This window comes from Pseudomonas sp. E45-MNA-CIBAN-0222, from assembly GCF_040310405.1.
GTDB classification, from domain to species: domain Bacteria; phylum Pseudomonadota; class Gammaproteobacteria; order Pseudomonadales; family Pseudomonadaceae; genus Stutzerimonas; species Stutzerimonas stutzeri_AC.
The window spans coordinates 1-14,246 of record NZ_JBEOPU010000029.1 but is presented as its reverse complement, the minus strand read 5'-3'; the positions used below and the strand labels follow the sequence as shown (position 1 = coordinate 14,246).

Genomic DNA, 14,246 nt, shown 5'->3' with positions numbered 1-14,246 from the left:
CATCTGCTTCATCGGAAAACTCGGTGAGTGGAGTCCGGGGATCTTGCCAAAATCAGGAAGTCTTCTTCAGAGTTTCCTTAGGGTCAGCCCCGGAAGCTTTTGCGTTTGTCTCAAACTCCTCGCGGCTTTCATCCGTTGCGGAGAGGTTTAGATTCTCAGCAAACTGAAGTGCTCTAGAAGGTTCTCCAGTACGGGGAACTAGCCCACAACCTGCCAAGGTGATAGCAAGAGCAAAAACCGCGCCTTTCCCTAACACACTCAACCGTTCCATTGCTCTGTAAAATGAGCACTGATTCTAACTGATGGCACCTGGCCACTCCAAGTTGAGTGCGCAGACTTGGCGCTAGCGGAGGTCTCCTTCTGGCCGGTTAGCGACCACTGCTCTGGCTAGCCATGCTTGCCCTCCCACATGTGGAGGACTTGCCATGAAACATCATTGCTACCTGTAGCCGTCAGCCCTGGAACAAAGGTAAGTTGGTCGGGCAGAAAACCCCACTCCGACTGAGAGATATCTGGGCCATCCGAGTAAGGCTTCAAATTGCAGAAAGATCCCGGGATCTGGCTCTCTTCGATCTGGCCATCGACAGCAAGCTTCGAGCCTGCGACTTAACCAAACTCCGTGTGTGCGACGTTGCTCAGTAAGCGCGTGCGCTTCTACTCCACGGTCGATCTGGTCAATCTGCTGGAGCGCGAAAAACACGACGGCAAAGCCGGGCGGATCGCCCAGGCACTGCTGCGCATGGATCTGGTCATCCTCGACGAACTGGGTTATCTGCCGTTCAGCCAGGCTGGCGGTGCGTTGCTGTTTCACCTGCTGTCCAAGCTGTACGAACACACCAGCGTGGTGATCACCACCAACCTGAGCTTCGCCGAATGGTCGAGCGTGTTCGGCGACGCCAAGATGACCACCGCCCTGCTGGATCGGCTGACCCACCACTGCCACATCGTCGAAACCGGTAACGAGTCCTATCGCCTGCAACACAGTAGCTTGGCGGCCCAGGCCAAGATCAAATCACGGGAGCGAAAGCGTAAGGGCGGCCAGGAACCGGAGGACGATGAGCCGTTCTGATTTCATGGCGACGACGGCCTGCTACATGGCTGCGTGTGGCAGGTCTTAAACAACTGAACTGGGCTAGCGAAGGAGTGGGGGCAACAGCAGCTGCGCTGGTAGACTTATCCACAGTTGCTGGTAACAAAATCAGCAATCCGCCCTGGGTCAAATTTCAATCGGCAGGGTGGGTCAATTTTCCATCAGCGCCAACACCAGTACCTGCAGGAAGACCCGGCGACGGTGCTGAGCATGCTCTGGCACGGCTTCCCGGTGCTGCGGCTGCTGGCCGCCTGGCTCGCGGCGAGCGCCGCGCTGTTCGCGCTGTTCGGCTGGCTGGAGCGCCGCACCCGCGCCGCTCCGGTGAGCCTGGCGAGCGCGCCGGCCCGCCGCGGCGCGAGCTGGCCGGCGCGGTTCGCGGTGTTCGGCGTGTTGCTGGTGGTCAGCGTGGTGGCCGCGCGCGGCACGCTGCGTCAGGGCCCGCCGCTGCGCTGGGGCGATGCCTTCACCACCGCCTCGACCTTCGCCAACCACCTCGGGCAGAACGCCACGCTGTCGCTCTACGATGCGGCGCGCAACCGCTTCTCGAGCCATCGCGACAACAGCTGGAAGGCGACACTGCCGGTTGCGGATGCGCAGGCGATCGCCCGCGAGCTGCTGCTGACCGCCAACGACCGGCTGGTGGACGCCGAGCTGGCGCCGGTGCGCCGTGACTTCCAGCCGCCGGCGGACGGCCAGCTGGCGGTGCGCAACGTGGTGGTGATCCTCATGGAGAGCTTCGCCGGCCGCTATGTCGGCGCGCTCGGCAGTGCCGACGGCATCACGCCGAACTTCGACCGCCTGGCCGGCGAGGGGCTGTTGTTCGAGCGCTTCTTCGCCAACGGCACCCACACCCACCAGGGCATGTTCGCCAGCATGGCCTGCTTTCCCAACCTGCCGGGCTTCGAGTACCTGATGCAGACGCCCGAAGGCGGCCATCGCTTCTCCGGCCTGCCGCAGCTGCTCGGTGCGCGGGCGTTCGACGACGTTTACGTCTACAACGGCGATTTCGCCTGGGACAACCAGGCGGGGTTCTTCGGCAACCAGGGCATGAAGCGCTTCGTCGGCCGCAACGACTACGTGAATCCGGTGGTTTCCGACCCGACCTGGGGCGTTTCCGACCAGGACATGTTCACCCGCGCCGCCGAGGAGCTGGGCAAGCTGGATAACGGCGCGCCGTTCTATGCGCTGCTGCAGACGCTGTCCAACCACACGCCGTATGCGCTGCCCGAGCAGTTGCCGGTCGCTGCTGTCGAGGGGCATGGCGCGCTGGATCAGCATCTGACGGCGATGCGTTATTCGGACTGGGCGCTGGGGCAGTTCTTCGACAAGGTGCGTAACCAGCCTTGGTTCAAGCAGACCTTGTTCGTGGTGGTCGGCGACCACGGTTTCGGCGCGCCGGAGGAAGTCACCGAGATGGACCTGCTGCGCTTCCACGTGCCGCTGCTGCTGATCGCCCCGGGCGTCACCGAGCGTTTCGGCAGCCGTCGCGAGGTGGTCGGTACGCAGGTGGACGTGGTGCCGACCATCATGGGCCGCCTCGGTGGCGAGGTGCGTCATCAATGCTGGGGCCGCGATTTGCTCAGCCTGCCGGCGGACGATCCGGGTTTCGGCATCGTCAAGCCGTCGGGCAGCGACCAGACCGTGGCGCTGATCCGCGGTGATCGGGTGCTGGTACAGCCCAAGGAGCAGCCGGCGCGGCTGTATCGCTATCGCCTGGGCGGTGAACCGGCTGGCGAGCGGATCGCCGCTGCCGAGGATCAGCCGCAGCTGCTGCGCCAGCTGCACGCCTACCTGCAGACCGCCACCGCCAGCCTGCTGGCCAACACCAGCGGAGATCGCAGCGGCGAGGGCGAGTCGGAAGCGGTGGCCGCCGAGGTGCCGCTCGCGGTGAAAGCGGCCCCGCCGGCACGGCCGGACAAGGGTTGAGCGCGGCGGTCGATCAGTGTTCCAGCGGCTTGAAGCTGTCGTCGGCGAAGTAAGTGGCGTAGTCGCCCAGCGCGCCGACCACCGTCACCGCGCCGTCGCGCTGACCGGCCGGGGCGCCGCTCATGGCGTCGGCACCGGCGAGCAGCTGGGCGATGATCAGGTGCAGCTGCGCGTCGGCCTCGGCGCTCAGCTTGCAGTTCTCCACCATGTAGGCGACCTGGCCGCGCACCGTCTCGGCCAGTTCGCCGTAGCGGGCGGCGGGCAGACGGTCTTCGTGGATCGCCGGCAGCGCCTGGCGCATATCGTTGTTGATGGTGCCCATTGCCTGGCGCAGCGGCGCGTCGGTGGCCCAGCGCTTGCCGGCATCGAGTTGCAGCGCCGGCGCGCCTTCGCCGTGGCCGTGGTCATGGCTGGTGGCGGCGAGGCTGGTGCCGGCGTGGCCGAGGGTGCCGGCGAGGATGATGGCGAGGGCGAGAGCGTAAGGTTTGCGGATCATCGATAGAACTCCATTGAGCGAGCCGGCGAAGTGCGGCTCCTGATGTTCTAACGCAGGCGCGACGGTTTTGTTCCATCGCGCCGTGCAATCCGTCATTTGCGGTGCAATTGCTCGATGCTGTCGGCGCCGAACGACTGCTGCGTGAGCACCTGGGCGAGCCGCGCGCGCTGCTGCGGTTCGAGGATCTCGCGCTCCTGCAGCAGCTGGTCGATGAGCAGGCGCTGCTGTTCGTTCTGCAGTTCGGCGATCTTCGCCTGCTCGGCGTCGATCACCGTGCGGTCCACCTGTTCGGCGAAGATCGCCTCGATCAGCCGGTTGCGGTGTTCGCCGAGGCTGGCGTTGGAGGCGCGCAGGTAGGCCAGGAACGGCGCCTCGGCATCGTGCCAGCGCTGCAGCTGGCTGGCGCTCAGTTGCAGCTCGCGCGACAGCTCGGTCGGTGCGCCGGAGGGCATCGGCAGGCCATCGCGACTGAGTTTCTGCCAGCCAAGGCCGGCGAGCACGCCGACGTTGACCAGCACGGACAGGACCAGGGCATTGCGCAGGGTGGTGTTGCTCATTTCAGGTTTACCTTCAGGTAGCAGAATTCGGGGCGCGCGCAGAGCGCGCCGGGTGGGGTGCTGCCGAGGACGGCGAGCAGGTCGTGGCTGGGTGAGCTGCCCGGCGGCTGGCCGGGCAGGGCATAGCCGAGCAGCAGGCCGAGCAGGACCGACGCCGCGGCGCCGATACCCTGCGCCCAGTGCCGGGCCCACCAGCTGCGCACGGGCGGCGGCGCGAAGGGCCGCTGCAGACGCGCCTGCAACTCGGCCGGCAACTCCGGGCAGGCCAGCGCACGCAAGCCCTGGCCGAGCCCGTCGAGTTCGGCCAGGGTGGCGCGACACTGCGGACAACCCGCCAGGTGGGCGGCGGCGTGGCGCTGTGCGGCGGCGTCGAGTTCGTTGTCGAGGTAGGCGGACAGGATCGCCATGTCCAGATGCTCAGTCATCGAGGGTGCCTCCGTTGGCCTGGCGATAGCCGTGCAGCAGCGCCTCGCGGGCGCGTGCCAGGCGCGACTTGACGGTGCCGGCGGCGAGCTGCAGCGTGGCGGCCAGTTCGTCGTAGGCCAGCCCCTCCACCTCGCGCAGCAGCAGGATCTCGCGCTGTTCGTGGGGCAGGCGGGCTAGCAAGCGTTCCAGCAATGCCAGATCGCGACCGGCCTGCAGTCGGCTCAGCGGCGATGGCGCTGGATCGACCGGCTCGGCCAGTTCCTCCGGCGCCACGTCGACGTAGCGTTGCCGCTGGCGCAGCGTATCCAGCGCGGCATTGCGTGCGATCTGCAGCAACCAGGTCTGCAAGCGTGCTTCCGGGCGCCATCTGGGCAGCGCCTGGAAGGCGCGGATGAACGTTTCCTGAGTCAGGTCAGCGGCCTCGTCGGCGCTGCCGAGCAGGCGACGGAGGAAGTGGAAGACCCGCGCCTGATGGACGCGCACTAGCGTGCCGAACGCCTGGCGATCACCACGCGCGGCCTGCTGGATGAGGTCCTGTTCGCTGTCGTTCATTAAGCGCTCGTCTGGGTTGACCGCGCAGGGCGCCGCTAAAACCTGCTGCGTTGCCAACGCCTCGGTTTTTACCGGTGCCCGTGCGCTGCCGGCCGGGTTGCCGCAGGGATATAACGCAACGGTTGGCGAAATGTTCCGGCTATTTTTGTCTCAGCGCGGAATCTTCACCCGGTCCTCGTCGAAGTCGCCTTTTTCCGCGTCGCGATGGCAGGCCACGCAGTTGAAGCGGCCGCCGACCGACTCGCGGGCGAACTTGGCTTCGCTGAGCTCGTCGTGTTTGTGCTCGAACCAGCGCGTCTGGCTGATGCGTGGCGGCTCGCCGGCGGTGGGTGACGGCTCCACCGGTAGGCGGTTGGCGGCCGAGGCGCGGACCAGGAAGTCGAGGATTTCCTTTTCCTGCACCGGGTCCAGCGACGCGTTGCTGCCGTAGTGATCGCCCAGGGTGCGCATCTGCTCGCGCCAGGCATCGGCAGGCAGCAGGCCGGGAGAATAGAGCATGTGGCAGGCCGCGCATTCTTCCTTCCACACCAGCGGTGCGTCGCTGGGTACCGTCAGGCGCTTGGGCCGCTTGTAGCCCTTGCGCTCTCGATGGTCGTCGTCATCGGCGAAGCTGAGGCCGGCCAGTACCAGGGTCAGGCCCAGCCCGGCGACGGCAGCGAGGGGTGCGATCTTCATGGCAGGCTCCTTATCTGATGCTGTCGATCCAGCTGATGAAGTCACCTTTTTCCTGCGCGGTGCATTCACGGGCGTAGACGTCGTCGCAGTTGCGGCGGAACCATTTCTCGACCTTCTTCAGGTCGGTGAAGCGCTCGGGGTTGGCTGCCGGCGCCAGCGGATCGACCTTGCGATGCGCCGGCGTCTTGCCGGGCTGACGCGGGTCGGCGGTGTGGCAGGTGGTGCAGCTCATGGTCTTGCCATTGCGCTGCTCCTCGGCGAAGTACAGCGCCTTGCCGCGCTCGGCGGAGAAACCGGCGAAGTTCGGATTCTCCTGACGCGCCTGGGCGGCGTAGCCGGGCAGCAGTGGGTGTTCGGTTTCGGCCAGGGCGGGCAGGCTCAGGCAGCAGGACAGGAGGATGATCCAGCGGGCTTTCATGGTGCGCTCTCCGGTTGGGAATGAGTGCAGCCTAGGCGCGCCGCCTTACGCCAAGCTGAACCGCAGCGGCTGGCGGCGTTCAGTTTCGTTTCAGCTCGCAGGAATACAAAGGCGGCATCCATTCAATGAGGATCGCCGTCGTGGCTGCTTTCAATCGTTTCCGTCTGTTCCACTGGCTGCTGGCCGGTTTCTTTCTTGGCGCCTACCTCAGCGGTGACGACGCCGAGACGCTGCATATCTGGCTGGGCTACGGCCTGGTGGCGCTGTTGGTGTGGCGCCTGCTGATCGTGCCGCTGCGCCTGCGCGGCTTCCCACAGCTGCTGCCGCCGAAGGGCCAGCGGAGCAAGCCGGGCCTGTCGAGCGTCGGCAAGTGGCTGACGGTCGGCGCGCTGGGCAGTTTCGCCATTGCCAGCGTGGTCGGCCTGGGTATGGTCGACAACGGCGATGTGCTGGCCGCCCTGCCGGGCGTGGGGCCGGATGTCTTCGGCGCTGCCAGCGACATCGATTTCATCGGCTGGATGGGCGATGCCGAGGAGGTGCACGAGTTCTTCGCCAATCTGGGGCTGTGGCTGATCGGCCTGCATGTCGGCTATGTGCTGCTGTTCCGCCGCAAGTCGGTATGGCCGATGCTGCGCGGCGTGCCCAAGGCGGGGCCGGCTTCGACTGCACCTTCGGCTTCGACGTCGACACCGGCAACGACGTCGGTCGCGACCGCGTTCGCATCGGCGCCAGCGCCTGCCGCCGGGGAGTTCACCCGTCTGCGCATCGTCTCACGCCAGGCCGAAACCGCCGACAGCTGCTCGTTCACCCTGCAGGTGCCGGCCGCCCAGCGCGCACGCTTTGCCGCGCAGCCGGGGCAGTTCCTCACGCTGAAGGTGCCCGCTGCCGAGCCGGCGCTGCTGCGCTGCTACTCGCTGTCGCAGCGACCGCAGGCGGATGGCGCGCTGCGCATCACCATCAAGCGGGTGCCCGGCGGCCGCGCGTCGAACTGGCTGCTGGACAACCTGCAGGCCGGCGATTGCATCGAGGCGCTGCCGCCGGCCGGCGTGTTCGTGCCGCGCAACCTGGATGACGATCTGCTGCTGCTCGGCGCCGGCAGCGGTATCACGCCGCTGATGGCGATCCTGCAGGCGGCGCTGGTCGAGGGCAGCGGGCAGGTACGGCTGTTCTATGCCAGCCGCGATGCCGCCTCGCTGATCTTTGCCGAGGAGCTGGCCGAGTGGTCTGCGCGTTACCCCGATCGCCTGCAGCTGCGCATCTGGCTCGATGCCGAGCAGGGTGTGCCGAGCGGCCCGGCGATTGCCACGAAGATCGCTGACTGGTCAGCCGCCGACGCCTTCATCTGCGGGCCGCAACCGTTCATGGATGCCGCGGGTGCCGCGCTGGGCGAGCGGGGTGTGGATGCGGCGCGTATCCATCTGGAACGCTTTGCCGCCGCAGCGCCGACGGCCGCACCGGGCGGGCGCCGCAGCCGCCTGCGGGTCGCGCTCGACGGTCGCCGTCACGAGCTGGACGTGCCGCGCGGCGAGGTGCTGCTGGAGGCCATGGAACAGGCTGGCCTGCAACCGCCGAGCGCGTGCCGCTCGGGTGTCTGCGCCGCCTGCAAGTGCCGGGTGGTGGAGGGCAGCGTGAGCATGCGCAGCAACCAGGTGCTGAGCGAAAGCGAGGTGCGTCAGGGCTGGGCGCTGGCCTGCCAAGCCGAACCGCGCAGCGCCGAACTGCAAGTCGAATACTGACGTGTGGGAAAGGCCGCTGGCCGTTTTCCACCCTGCGCATCGGGTGATCGACGGGGCGTAGGGTGGATAACGGCGCAGCCTTATCCGGCAGTACCTGTGCCTCTGGCCGGTGGAAAAAGCGATTGGCCATTTGCCGAGGGTGGAGTGGCGACGGTCACCGATGGATTTGCCGCAGGCCGAGCCGGCGCCGTGGCAGGGGTAGATCTCGATGCGTTCGCCGAGCGGCAGGTAGCGGGTGAACAGCGTGGCGTAGAGCTGCGCTGCCAGCTGCTTGGTGCTGTCCTCGCCGAGCAGGTCGGGGCGGCCGACGTCGAGGTTGAACAGCGTATCGCCGGTGAACAGCGCGAAGGGCGCTTCGCCCTGCTGGCTGTCACGTAGCAGCAGCGAGATGTGCTCGGGGGTGTGGCCTGGCGAGTGCAGCACTTCCAGGCTGACCTGACCCAGTTCCAGCACCTCGCCGTCGTCCACCTGACGCAGCCCGAAGGCGTAGTCCGCCGATGATCTCGGCGCCGCAGCGTTCGGCCAGCGCCTGGGCGCCGGAAACGAAGTCGGCGTGGATGTGCGTCTCGATGGCATAGGCGATGCGCAGGCCCTTGTCGCGCGCCAGGTCGAGGTAGACCTCGACGTCGCGCCGCGGATCGATCACCGCGGCGACGGCGGCCTTGCTGTCGCCCACCAGATAGGAAATCTGCGCCAGACCTTCGGTGTAGATCGACTCGAATACCAGCATGCGTGTGCCTCCGTAATCCGTGAGGGTTACGGATGTGAGCGCCGGTTGGCCGCCGGCGTTCAATCGCAGCGGGTCACTTGCGGACCAGCAGCACCCCGTGGTTTCGTCGGGGATGCGCTCCAGGTTCAGCCCGGCAAACTGGCGCAGGATCGTGGTTTCGTACAGCGCTTCCTCCATCGCTGGATCGCTGTAGCCGAACCAGTTCTGCAGCAGATGCACACGCAGCATCGCCATCAACGGGTAGGCCGGACGGCCACCTTCACCCTTCGGATAATGTGGCTCGATCAAAGCAATCAAGCCCTTCCACGGCACCACCCGATCCATCTCGATCAGGAACAACTCCTTGCGGGTTTGCTTGCGCTTGCCAGCGTACTCGGCGTCGGCGAAGGTCATCTGCTTCATCGGGAAACTCGGTGGGTGGGGTCGCGGTATTTTGCCAAATCAGAAAGTCTTTTTCAGAGTTTCCCTAGGCTGACAAGCCAAGCGCTGGATCGCAACCATCCATCACCTTATCCAGCTAGATCTGCCTCCTCCAATAAGTGCCGCACAAATCCCGGCGGGTGCAGATTTCCGGGAGGTTTGCGCCAGATCAGTTGGAGACGCTTTTCAAGCCCCGGGATGGGAAGAGCTACCAGCGCGCCACTGCGAACTTCGTCTTGTACTGCGGAAGCCATCACCAACGACACGCCGAGTCCCGCCCTCACTGCTTGTTTGACTGCCTCGGTGCTGCCTAGCTGCATACCGCTGCGAGGCACGCCCAGTTCGCCAAAGTATTCGGTCAGAAGCCGTCCGGTACCGCTACCCGGTTCACCTCCCAGCATCGGCAGGTCCACCAGACGATCACGTTCTATGCACCCTGCTTCAGCCAGCGCATGGTCGGGGCTGACGATAAGCACCAGCGGCTCGACCCGCCAGAGGCGGTATTCGAAGTCGGGGTGAGGTAGCCACCATTCCATGATCGCGGCGTCGAGCTGGCCCGCCAGTAGCTGGTCGGCCACATCCGGGTTGGCGGCGATGCGCAGATCCACCTCGCCCCTCTCATTTGCGGTCGTCAGATAGTTGCGCACGAATGGCTGGAGAAGGTAGGTGCCGATGTTGGAGCTGGCCCCGACGCGCTCACGATTGCCATGCAGGGCTTCTAGCGCCCGGGCGTGCATGTCGAGCAAGGCGGTCGCATGCGGCATGAAGGCCAGCGCCCGTGTGGTAGGCTGGCAGCCGCTACGACTGCGCTGCACCAGCGTTACGCCGACCTGCTCTTCAAGCTTCTGCAAGTGCTGCGACACCGTCGGCTGGGCCAGCCCCAACGCCCTCGCCGCGCTCTGAAAACTGCCTGTTTGAACGATCGCTACCAGGCTCTTCAGCCAGACCGGATTCAACATGCGGCAGGCTCGGCCTTGGGCAGACGGTTCGCAGCGTTGATTGGGCGCGCACCTGCCAATACCTGGATGATGTTCTGCGCTGCACAACGTTCAATCTCCAGGCGCACCGCGCGCACTGCCGACCCTATGTGCGGAGTGAACAGCGTATTCGGATGCGCGAGCAGCGCAGGATCGATCAGCCGCGGCCGGTCCGCGCGAGCCCAGTCTTCCATTTCGAATACATCCGCCGCATACCCGCCGAGCTGGCCTCGCTCAAGCGCCGCGAGCACGGCGGCTTCATCCACTACCGAACCACGACAGGGGTTTACAAGCAGAGCGCCCGGCCGTACGAGGGCAAGCAGCTCGGCGTTGACCAGATGCTGGGTATCGGCATTCAAGGGAAGCGCCAGCAGGATGAAGTCCGAGCTGGCGAAGAGTTCGCTGCACGCCACCTGGCGCAGGCCGAGCCGTTGCTCGGTTTGTGTATCCAGAGCCTTCGCCTCGTGGTACTGCAGGGTCGCGCCCCATCCCTGCAAGCGATCAGCCATGGCCAGTCCGATGGCGCCCATGCCAAGGATGCCGACCGTAGCGTTATCCAGCCCCGTGCCGTAGAACTGTGGTTGCCAGCCCTGGAACTCGCCAGAGCGGACGAACGCATCTGCTGCCCGCAGATGCCGCCCCAGCCCCACCGCCAGTCCGATCGCCAGCTCGGCAGTCGGGACCGTCAACAGATCAGGCACGAAGGTCAGCCAGACCCCGCGGGCAGTACAGGCGTCCACATCGAAATTGTCGAAGCCCTTGAGCGCGCAGCCGACTACACGCAGCTCAGGGCAGGCTTGAAGAAAGTCTGCATCGACCCGATCGGGCATGAACGCCATCATCGCCTGAGCATCGCGACAGCGGCGCAGAATTTCCTCGCGCGTCAGCGTGCTGTCGGTCTGGTTGGTCATCAGCTCGCAATGTGGCGCCAGCAGTTGCAGGATCTCATCGTGTACTCGGTGAGTTATAACGAGTTTCGGCAGCATGGTTTGTCCTATTTGAAACGTTTGCGCAGCACGCCACTGAAGGCGTCTACTAGCGTGACCATGGCCAGGATGACCAGCAGGATTGCTGCAACCTCCTGGTACTGCATGATGCGCAGCGAGCCCATGAGTTCGAAGCCGATACCGCCGGCGCCAACCATGCCCATCACGGTGGAGGCGCGAAAGTTGTATTCCCAGCGGTAGATCGCCACGTCGGCGAACTGCGGCGTCACCTGTGGCAAAACCGCGTGCAGCAGCACTTGCATCGGCGTAGCCCCCGCCGCCCGAGCGGCTTCCACCGGCGCTTCGTCGACGTGCTCGATGGCCTCGGCGAAGAACTTGCCGACCATGCCGACCGAATGCAGACCCAGGGCAAGCACGCCCGGCAAGGCGCCGAACCCTACGGCTGCAACGAAGATGATGCCCATGATCAGCTCCGGCACCGACCGCAGGGCATTGAGCAGCACCCGGGCAACACCGAACACAAGGGGGTGCGGCGCCGTATTGCGCGCTGCAACGAAGGCCACCACCAGCGAGAACACCACTGCGATGGCCGTACCGGCGATGCTCATCGCCAAGGTGTCGATCAAGGGGCGAATCCAGCTTCGATAGCCCGAAAAGTCTGGCGGCATGGCCTCGCCTGCCAGGGTCGCGATGGAGGGCAGCCCGTTCAGCAGCGTGGTGGCATCGAGCAGCCCCACGTACCAGCAGGCCAACAGCACCACTCCGAATACAATCGCCACCTGCCCCAGCTGGCGCCACCAACCGAGGCCGAAGCCTCGAAGGATGTGCTCGCGTTGCTCTGCAGGCAGCGCCTGCACGTCGTAATGAGTAGACATATCGGTGCTCACATCGTGGCGAAGTCGAGGCCGAGCAGCGATCCCATGTTGCGGATCACATCGTAGTCGGCGTCGGTGATTGGCGCGAAGGCCTCGGCCTTGAAGTTGCGCAGCACTTCGGGATCGTCGATACCGACGAATACATCCCGCACCTTGGTTTTCAGCTCGGGGCTCAGGTTCGAGCGCATCGCCCAGGGGTACTGGGGGTATTCGCCGCTGTAACCAAGTACTTTCACCTTGCTCGGATCGATTAGGCCACGTTCGGCTACGTGATTGAAAATTACCTCCGACAGCCCACCCGCATCGGCGTTGCCGTTCGCCACGTTGACGGCAACGGCGTCATGCGTGCCCACAAAATGTTGTTCGTAGTCCTGCCCACCCGTCAAATCGGCCGTCTCAAGAAGCACGGTTTTGGGAATCAAATGGCTGGACGTCGATGCCCGGTCACCATAGGCCATCTTCTTGCCCTTAAGGTCGGCATACTCATTCACGCCTGACGCCACATTGGCGATAATCACCGAGCGATAGGTCGGCTTGCCGTCGATGACCATGGCAGCGAAGGGCTCGATGTCGCTTTTGCTTTTGGCCATGACGTAGGACAGCGGACCGAAATACGCCAGGTCGATACGGCCAAAGCGCATCGCCTCAATCATCGAGGAATAGTCGGTGGTTACGATCAGCTGCACCTTCTTGTCCAGATGCTCTTCCAGATAATCCTTCAGCGGCTGGTTACGCTTGATCAGCTCGGAGGCGTTTTCGTCCGGCAGCAGGGCAACCTTTAGCACATCCGGATCGGCATCGGCCGCTAGGGCGGACAAACTTGAAACAGCGGACAGCAAGCAAGTCAATAAGAGCGCGGATAAGCGTTTCATCGGGACATCTCCAGTGAAGGTTCGAGCATGACAGGTGGTTCAGCCGGAGCATTCGCTGGCTGAGTCGTAGAGCGGCCTGCATAGATGCGCTCAAGCTGCGCATCGGTGAGTTCCGAGGGCGCGGCATCGAAAACGATCTGAGAATCGGCCAGCCCGACGACGCGATCGGCGAAGCGGCGGGCATATTCGAGTTGATGCAGCGAAACGATGGCGGTGATGCCGTCTTCCTTGCAGATGTCGCGCAGCAATCCGAGAACACGGACCGAAGTGGCCGGGTCGAGACTGGCTACCGGCTCATCGGCCAGAATGATCGCCGGCTGTTGCGCTAGCGCACGCGCGATGCCTACCCGCTGCTGCTGGCCACCGGACAGTTTGTCCACCCGGCTTAGCGCCTTGTCTGCCAGACCGACCCGAGCGAGGCAACTGAGCGCAATCTCCTGATCGGCACGCGGCAGAGGAAACAGCGAGCGGAGCGTGTTGTGAAAGGCCAGCCGACCGGTAAGCACATTAGCCAGTGCGCTTTGACGTTCGATTAGCTGGTGGTGCTGAAAGATCATGGCGGTACGCCGACGATGCTGACGCAAGGCCGAGCCGCTGCCGAGCTCACCGAGTTCGCTGGTGACACTGCCGCCAGTGGGCGTGACGAGTCGATTGAGACTACGGAGCAAGGTCGACTTGCCTGCGCCCGAGAGACCAAGCAGCACGGTGAACTCACCACGCCGAAATGCAATCGAGGTATCGCGTAGGGCTGTCACGCCGCCTGGATAGACGACGCTCAACCGGTCGACCCGCAGCACGGCGTCCTGTATCGGATGGGGCGTCATTTGATCACCTTTCGCAATATTGCTGGCCGCACAATTGCGGTTCGCGATGCAAAGGGTAGAAATTCCTTGTTAACGCACTGCTTCTAAAGGATGACATTTCGATGAATACTTCGAATCTGCCGTAGCGGGGCGGCAAGCGAAGCCGTGGAAGAACGGGCGCAACGTAGCGTCTTTCTTCACGCGGGATACAGGAGGCTTTGATTGATACTGCTGCGGATTCGCTACAGTAACGTTGGGCCAGAACGTAATGCCATCCAAGCAAGAGAGCGCACACTAGGGAAACACGGTCTGCTCTCGCCGCCTGGATACATCAAGCACAGCTCCGGAGCCAGGACTGCCTTTTCCCGAGCAGGCTGCATACATCAGACCATCTATCCACTCGTCAATACGCTCGTATCGTCAAAGGCTGGGTAAAAGCCATTGGCCTAGATCCTGCCATATATGGCACACACACGATGAGACGTACGAAGGCATCGCTGATCTATCGCAGGACGAAGAACCTACGGGCGATTCAAATTCTGCTCGGCCATACGAAGCTTGAGAGCACCGTCCGATATCTTGGGATTGAGGTCGATGACGCTCTGGAAATGGCGGAGCAGACCGAGGTCTGACCATATATTGCGACGGTCGAAGTCAGACCGTCGCTAACCGGCCGATTCTGTTGAAAAAGTAGGTTTAGCGGCGGCCTGCCGATCAGGTGTGCCTGCTGTCGAAGTGGCTGCAAG

Annotated in this window: 15 protein-coding genes and 4 pseudogenes; 6 read left to right on the top strand and 13 right to left on the bottom strand. The window is 64.3% G+C overall.

Annotation, left to right across the window (positions count from 1 at the left end):
- Positions 1–432: 432 nt before the first annotated feature.
- The 3 genes and pseudogenes from AAEZ08_RS22380 to AAEZ08_RS22370 all read left to right on the top strand — a co-directional run.
- Positions 433–636: pseudogene (locus AAEZ08_RS22380) on the top strand (integrase); the annotation flags it as partial.
- Positions 635–1,069, top strand: a pseudogene (gene istB / locus AAEZ08_RS22375) (IS21-like element ISPst3 family helper ATPase IstB); the annotation flags it as partial. The pseudogenes AAEZ08_RS22380 and istB, both read left to right, overlap by 2 nt.
- Before the next feature lie 231 nt (positions 1,070–1,300).
- Positions 1,301–3,016, top strand: coding sequence for an LTA synthase family protein (locus tag AAEZ08_RS22370; RefSeq protein WP_234455018.1), 1,716 nt, complete (start codon positions 1,301–1,303; stop codon positions 3,014–3,016).
- 13 nt (positions 3,017–3,029) lie between these two features.
- On the opposite strand, the gene AAEZ08_RS22365 is transcribed toward AAEZ08_RS22370, so the two are convergent.
- The 6 genes from AAEZ08_RS22365 to AAEZ08_RS22340 all read right to left on the bottom strand — a co-directional run bounded on the left by AAEZ08_RS22365 (position 3,030) and on the right by AAEZ08_RS22340 (position 6,140).
- The gene (locus tag AAEZ08_RS22365; protein WP_033937765.1) at positions 3,030–3,512 is read right to left on the bottom strand and encodes a hypothetical protein; all 483 of its coding nucleotides are present in this window, start codon (positions 3,510–3,512) and stop codon (positions 3,030–3,032) included.
- Positions 3,513–3,604: 92 nt separating this feature from the next.
- Positions 3,605–4,069 (bottom strand): periplasmic heavy metal sensor, encoded by a 465-nt coding sequence (locus tag AAEZ08_RS22360; protein ID WP_003302067.1) that lies wholly within the window; start codon positions 4,067–4,069, stop codon positions 3,605–3,607.
- Entirely contained in the window at positions 4,066–4,494 is a 429-nt protein-coding gene (locus AAEZ08_RS22355) for an anti-sigma factor family protein (protein ID WP_003302068.1), read from the bottom strand. The genes AAEZ08_RS22360 and AAEZ08_RS22355 overlap by 4 nt, the downstream gene beginning before the upstream one ends.
- Positions 4,487–5,047: an RNA polymerase sigma factor gene (locus tag AAEZ08_RS22350; protein ID WP_003302070.1), complete on the bottom strand. Its 561-nt coding sequence runs from the start codon at positions 5,045–5,047 to the stop codon at positions 4,487–4,489. Before AAEZ08_RS22350 ends, AAEZ08_RS22355 begins: the two co-directional genes overlap by 8 nt.
- Before the next feature lie 150 nt (positions 5,048–5,197).
- Complete coding sequence (locus tag AAEZ08_RS22345) at positions 5,198–5,722, bottom strand: diheme cytochrome c (RefSeq protein ID WP_003302071.1); 525 nt, start codon at positions 5,720–5,722, stop codon at positions 5,198–5,200.
- Between the two features lie 10 nt (positions 5,723–5,732).
- Positions 5,733–6,140: a DUF1924 domain-containing protein gene (locus AAEZ08_RS22340; RefSeq protein ID WP_034064865.1), complete on the bottom strand. Its 408-nt coding sequence runs from the start codon at positions 6,138–6,140 to the stop codon at positions 5,733–5,735.
- A gap of 140 nt (positions 6,141–6,280) precedes the next feature.
- On the opposite strand from AAEZ08_RS22340, the gene AAEZ08_RS22335 reads away from it, so the two are divergent.
- Together AAEZ08_RS22335 and AAEZ08_RS22330 are read left to right on the top strand one after the other, a co-directional pair.
- Complete coding sequence (locus AAEZ08_RS22335) at positions 6,281–7,876, top strand: 2Fe-2S iron-sulfur cluster-binding protein (RefSeq protein WP_034064884.1); 1,596 nt, start codon at positions 6,281–6,283, stop codon at positions 7,874–7,876.
- A gap of 144 nt (positions 7,877–8,020) precedes the next feature.
- Positions 8,021–8,254, top strand: coding sequence for a hypothetical protein (locus AAEZ08_RS22330; protein WP_031655603.1), 234 nt, complete (start codon positions 8,021–8,023; stop codon positions 8,252–8,254).
- Here AAEZ08_RS22330 and AAEZ08_RS22325 read toward each other — a convergent pair.
- The 7 genes and pseudogenes from AAEZ08_RS22325 to phnC form a co-directional block, all read right to left on the bottom strand.
- Positions 8,247–8,606, bottom strand: coding sequence for an MBL fold metallo-hydrolase (locus AAEZ08_RS22325; protein ID WP_230357762.1), 360 nt, complete (start codon positions 8,604–8,606; stop codon positions 8,247–8,249). The two genes, AAEZ08_RS22330 and AAEZ08_RS22325, sit on opposite strands and share 8 nt — an antisense overlap.
- 96 nt (positions 8,607–8,702) lie before the next feature.
- Positions 8,703–9,008 (bottom strand): annotated as a pseudogene (locus AAEZ08_RS22320) (IS5/IS1182 family transposase); the annotation flags it as partial.
- Between the two features lie 107 nt (positions 9,009–9,115).
- Positions 9,116–9,985, bottom strand: a complete 870-nt coding sequence (locus AAEZ08_RS22315; RefSeq protein ID WP_003118428.1) for a LysR family transcriptional regulator — start codon at positions 9,983–9,985, stop codon at positions 9,116–9,118.
- Entirely contained in the window at positions 9,979–10,989 is a 1,011-nt protein-coding gene (ptxD, locus tag AAEZ08_RS22310; RefSeq protein ID WP_003118429.1) for a phosphonate dehydrogenase PtxD, read from the bottom strand. The genes AAEZ08_RS22315 and ptxD overlap by 7 nt, the downstream gene beginning before the upstream one ends.
- Before the next feature lie 8 nt (positions 10,990–10,997).
- Positions 10,998–11,825, bottom strand: coding sequence for a phosphonate ABC transporter, permease protein PhnE (gene phnE, locus AAEZ08_RS22305; RefSeq protein WP_010466252.1), 828 nt, complete (start codon positions 11,823–11,825; stop codon positions 10,998–11,000).
- Positions 11,826–11,833: 8 nt separating this feature from the next.
- Positions 11,834–12,697 (bottom strand): phosphate/phosphite/phosphonate ABC transporter substrate-binding protein, encoded by an 864-nt coding sequence (gene phnD, locus AAEZ08_RS22300; protein ID WP_010466255.1) that lies wholly within the window; start codon positions 12,695–12,697, stop codon positions 11,834–11,836.
- Entirely contained in the window at positions 12,694–13,521 is an 828-nt protein-coding gene (gene phnC / locus AAEZ08_RS22295; RefSeq protein WP_003118432.1) for a phosphonate ABC transporter ATP-binding protein, read from the bottom strand. Before phnC ends, phnD begins: the two co-directional genes overlap by 4 nt.
- 272 nt (positions 13,522–13,793) lie before the next feature.
- Here phnC and AAEZ08_RS22290 point away from each other — a divergent pair.
- Positions 13,794–14,132: pseudogene (locus tag AAEZ08_RS22290) on the top strand (tyrosine-type recombinase/integrase); the annotation flags it as partial.
- Positions 14,133–14,246: the final 114 nt, after the last annotated feature.

Bases quoted from the DNA above. Each gene is read 5' to 3' on its own strand.
- ptxD (WP_003118429.1), bottom strand. From the start codon at position 10,989: ATGCTGCCGAAACTCGTTATAACTCACCGAGTACACGATGAGATCCTG.
- AAEZ08_RS22360 (WP_003302067.1), bottom strand. From the start codon at position 4,069: ATGAGCAACACCACCCTGCGCAATGCCCTGGTCCTGTCCGTGCTGGTC.
- AAEZ08_RS22355 (WP_003302068.1), bottom strand. From the start codon at position 4,494: ATGACTGAGCATCTGGACATGGCGATCCTGTCCGCCTACCTCGACAAC.
- phnD (WP_010466255.1), bottom strand. From the start codon at position 12,697: ATGAAACGCTTATCCGCGCTCTTATTGACTTGCTTGCTGTCCGCTGTT.
- phnE (WP_010466252.1), bottom strand. From the start codon at position 11,825: ATGTCTACTCATTACGACGTGCAGGCGCTGCCTGCAGAGCAACGCGAG.
- AAEZ08_RS22340 (WP_034064865.1), bottom strand. From the start codon at position 6,140: ATGAAAGCCCGCTGGATCATCCTCCTGTCCTGCTGCCTGAGCCTGCCC.
- AAEZ08_RS22325 (WP_230357762.1), bottom strand. From the start codon at position 8,606: ATGCTGGTATTCGAGTCGATCTACACCGAAGGTCTGGCGCAGATTTCC.
- AAEZ08_RS22345 (WP_003302071.1), bottom strand. From the start codon at position 5,722: ATGAAGATCGCACCCCTCGCTGCCGTCGCCGGGCTGGGCCTGACCCTG.
- AAEZ08_RS22315 (WP_003118428.1), bottom strand. From the start codon at position 9,985: ATGTTGAATCCGGTCTGGCTGAAGAGCCTGGTAGCGATCGTTCAAACA.
- AAEZ08_RS22350 (WP_003302070.1), bottom strand. From the start codon at position 5,047: ATGAACGACAGCGAACAGGACCTCATCCAGCAGGCCGCGCGTGGTGAT.
- AAEZ08_RS22370 (WP_234455018.1), top strand. From the start codon at position 1,301: ATGCTCTGGCACGGCTTCCCGGTGCTGCGGCTGCTGGCCGCCTGGCTC.
- AAEZ08_RS22365 (WP_033937765.1), bottom strand. From the start codon at position 3,512: ATGATCCGCAAACCTTACGCTCTCGCCCTCGCCATCATCCTCGCCGGC.
- phnC (WP_003118432.1), bottom strand. From the start codon at position 13,521: ATGACGCCCCATCCGATACAGGACGCCGTGCTGCGGGTCGACCGGTTG.